This window comes from Oribacterium sp. NK2B42 (genome assembly GCF_000424445.1).
Taxonomy (GTDB): Bacteria; Bacillota; Clostridia; order Lachnospirales; family Lachnospiraceae; genus Oribacterium.
In genome coordinates this window covers 1-4,078 of sequence record NZ_AUJX01000087.1, presented here as the reverse complement: position 1 = coordinate 4,078, position 4,078 = coordinate 1, and the positions used below count along the sequence as shown (strand labels likewise).

Genomic DNA, 4,078 nt, shown 5'->3' with positions numbered 1-4,078 from the left:
AGAAGTAAAGAAGAATCAAAACCTTAGTTATTAGGTTTCGTTGGTCTTCTTTACTTGTAAATATCGTAGCAAATCATGTGAGAAAAAAATGTACACGAAAAAAGAACGTATATTCGCAAATATGAAAAGAGGTACATATTAGAAATTTCCAAAAAAATAGAGGTTGAGCCTTTTCATAAATTGCTGTACCACTTACAAACTCCAATTTTATCCCTGATGCAGCGAACCGCTTCCAGTACTGCGGTTAATAAAAACTACAAGCAATATCAGAACAACCGGGATCACAGGTGAGAAAACCACACCGAGAAAAGTGTCCCAGTCCACTGGTTTTTGCATAACCAGCAGCCGCAGGCCGTGGTACAGCAACTCTTCCCCTGCGATGACTGCGATAAACAGGACGCCACTCAGAACTGCCCTTTTTCGCCGCGGCATTGCTACGAGCCTTCGGTGTGCCGCTGCCATAAAGATGACAGCTATGGTAAATGCCGCCAGGTGAAGAAGCGGGCCGAATCCGCCCACCTTGAAAAACCACAGAAGTTCAGATGCGGCAACTGGCAGAAGGCACAACAGCCCCATCTTCAATCCGAATACCAGCGGGGCCAGAATCACAATGGCATCCGCCAGCGTCCATACAAATCCGGGCAACTCACGGTACCATAAACAACTTGCTATCTGAAGGAGAACATTCAGAAAAACCAGACCATATGCCGTATACTTTTTATCCATAGCTGCAATACACTCCTGTTTATCTCGCTGCATTTCCCAATCAATGCCAATTCAGGATTATTTCCTGTAATCCTCATATATCAAACATATGACAGCAGGTATAATCCGTCAATCCGCACCCTTTCACTTAGTATTCTCTCAGTATTTTCCACCTGCCCGACGAACTGAAATCAACAAGATTTATAGTACTATTCTATCATACAAAAACAGAGCTCTTACTGACTTTCTCATTTAAAACATCTGTTACAGCAAAGCAAAAAAGCCGCCTCCCGGCATGGGAAAACGGTCTCATATCGGCTTCATATTGGTTGGTGTATATATTCACTTCTAACGCTTATTGGCTGTTTAACAGACTTTGAAGCCCGACCTGTGTATCTGAACCAGCAGGACCGGATCCTCGCACATTTCATAACCTGTTTCATAGCACTTATCGTATACAGGTATCTGGAGAAAAAACTTGGTGGAAAATATACTATCGATCAGATACTCCCGACACTACAGGAAATGGACTTTATGAAGTACGAAGGAAAGGGTTACCAACCGGTATATACAAGAACCGGGATAACCGATGCTCTTCACGAAGCATTTGGATTCTGCACCTCAAAGCAGATAGTCCCAATAGCAAAGATGAGAAATATCATCTCTCAGACCAAGAAGTAAAAGGAAGCCAGAAGCCTACGCTTCTGCCTCTGAATAAAGGGTGCAGCACCCCCACTAATCCTTAGTCTGATAAAGGTATCCAACTACTAATTCAAAGGCCGACCGGAGGTCGGGCTTCCTTTTTGACATTAAGCCAAGTATCAGAGATGCGTAACGTGCATCTGTAAAATTTATAAAAGTCCTGAAACCCGCTCACAGAGCGGATCGCAGGACTTTTTTATTTAAAAAGCTGTCAAAGACGGGATATTTTTATTCATTAAAACTAATCCATAAAAAAAGAATTCCGGATTGTTTATCGGAATTCTTTTCTTATAATTATTTACAAATCATTGCCTTCAAGTTTAGAAATCTTAAAATCATAGATGGCTTTTCTGCCAGAACTTCCCTGTACTTTTCAGATAGTTCATTGACTTTCGGGAGTTTCTTGCCTTTGTATCTGTTGAAGGCTTCCTTCGCAGCCCTGTGAAGTGTTATCTCTTCCCTGTGTGCCTCAAAGAAATTTTTGTCGTATCCTGAATCCCGGTAAGCGTCATAAATCTTCTTTGTCTTTGCGAAATTTATGATATGCATTTTGAGAGATGCTATATCATTGAGCTTTTCTTCTTTCTCTTTTATCTGACTGGACACAGCATTGAATCTTTCTGTAGTCTGGTCTGCCTTTTTTGAAAGTTCCTCATAGTCTCTTATGCCATGCTCCTGTAGGAACAGAAGTGCCCTGGTGATTTGCTTAACATTATATATCTTTGCCCAGCGTTCATATCCCTTACCTTTTCCTTCCTACATCTTCTTATTGATATCGATGAGAAGGTCAAATCCTCTTGCAGGCGTTCTTCTCTTTCGGGCTGACTGTTGACTTTCTTTCCCTGATTGTTTCTGATCTTTGGAATCAGGCTCTTCTTCTCTTATGATACGTTTCCTTATGTCATCTTCAGTGTAACCTGCTCCAAGAGAAGATAACCTGATGAATCTTTTCTGACCGTTTCCTTTTACAGAAAGTTAATTTCTTTTTTTAATGAATACATTGAATTTTTAATTGTTTTCGCTTAAACTCTTTGGTACGTAGAGCGGCCTGCTAGATGGTCATTCATCAAAGTGGCAGTTGTAAGAGTCGGAGCGGCCTACCGGATAGCCCAGCTATCGAAGTGGCAGTTGTTAAAAGTCGGAGCGGCCTACCGGATAGCCCAGCTATCAAAGTGGCAGTTGAAAAGGACTGTTCTTCGGAGCAGTCCTTTAAGTTTAGAGGACTTAATGAAACAAGAGCAGCTATCAACATAGCATATAAGTCAATCTTATCGCTATGCTGTCCCCGTCCATCTGATATAGCTAGTGGACAGTTCACCAGACAATACTGTCATTCAAATATAGAAGCCACCTTAGTTAACAGATTTCTGATTTCCAGATGCTGTGGACATACCTTTTCGCACTTTCCGCATCTAATACAGTCTGATGCTTTGCCATGACCGTTCCCGGTAATGACATTCTTGTAATAAAAGGTAGTGTTCCAGTTATGGAAAGCCTCATGAGCATTAAGAGATGAAAACATGTCCGGTATGCGTATACCCTTTGGACATTCATTTTCCTCTATACAGTAACGGCACGACGTACATGGAATCAGATTCATGCTTCTGAAAATATCGCATACTTTATGTACCGCGTCCATTTCCTTTTCATCAAGAGGCATGAAGTCTTTCATGGCAGAAATATTGTCTGTCATCTGCTCCATGTTACTCATTCCGGAGAGTACTACTGCCATTTTGGGGAAACTTGCAGCAAAGCGGATCGCATAGCTTGCATTACTTCCTCCATTAAGACCGCGTAGTATTTTATCAGCTTCAGGAGGAAGATTCACAAGGCTTCCGCCCTTGACAGGCTCCATCACCAAAACAGGCTTATCATGTTTCTCACATACCTCATAAACTTTCCTGCTCTCAACAGATGCATCCTCATAATCTGCATAGTTAAACTGGATCTGGACAATTTCAATCTCAGGATGTTCTGTCAGGATCATGTCTAGAACATCTGCCTTATCATGGAATGAGAGTCCCAAATGCTTTATCAAGCCTTCCTTCTTAAACTCATATGCTGTTTCATATGCCTTGCATCGCTTGTATTTCTCATAATTATTTCTGTTTTGGGCATGCATCAGGTAAAAATCGAAATAATCAACCTTGCACCATGCGAGCTGTTGCATAAAGAAGGGACGTATATCTTCCTGCTTTTTGAAATACGGATCGGTCAGTTTATTTGTGAGAAGAAACTTATCCCTGCTGTATCTTGATGCCACACAATCACCTATTGCGGTTTCTGATTGACCGCCGATGTAGCCGTGGGCTGTGTCAAAATAGTTAAAGCCTGCATTTATAAAGGTATCTGCCATCTTGGTGAACTCAACATAATCTACTTTGTTTTGGACCATCGGAAGACGCATACACCCAAAGCCGAAATTGCCATGAATCTCAGGAAAAAACTTGTTTATCTCCATAAATGCCTCCTGTTTATTATACCTTCAATCTTTCCAAAATGTAGAATTTAAAATGTTCTCCTTTGAAATAACAAAACTATTATTAACCTTTTCATATTCTTCACGTATCACTTCTACTAGTACAACATTCATTAAATAACTGAAACTGATAATTATCTTTGGTATAATAGATACATCAAGGAAAAAGAGGTATCTATTATGTCAGGAAAA

At 40.8% G+C, this 4,078-nt stretch carries 3 protein-coding genes and 1 pseudogene; 1 reads left to right on the top strand and 3 read right to left on the bottom strand.

Annotated features, from left to right (window positions below; genetic code table 11):
- Positions 1-207 precede the first annotated feature (207 nt).
- Entirely contained in the window at positions 208-726 is a 519-nt protein-coding gene (locus G625_RS0114520) for a hypothetical protein (RefSeq protein ID WP_156885153.1), read from the bottom strand.
- Positions 727-1,074: 348 nt separating this feature from the next.
- Between G625_RS0114520 and G625_RS0114515 the strand changes: the two are divergent.
- Positions 1,075-1,386 (top strand): annotated as a pseudogene (locus G625_RS0114515) (IS1634 family transposase); the annotation flags it as partial.
- A gap of 315 nt (positions 1,387-1,701) precedes the next feature.
- Here G625_RS0114515 and G625_RS21565 read toward each other — a convergent pair.
- Both G625_RS21565 and G625_RS0114505 read right to left on the bottom strand, forming a co-directional pair.
- Entirely contained in the window at positions 1,702-2,013 is a 312-nt protein-coding gene (locus G625_RS21565; RefSeq protein WP_029201666.1) for a hypothetical protein, read from the bottom strand.
- A 724-nt stretch (positions 2,014-2,737) separates the two neighbouring features.
- Complete coding sequence (locus G625_RS0114505) at positions 2,738-3,868, bottom strand: aldo/keto reductase (RefSeq protein ID WP_044932987.1); 1,131 nt, start codon at positions 3,866-3,868, stop codon at positions 2,738-2,740.
- Between the last annotated feature and the right edge of the window lie 210 nt (positions 3,869-4,078).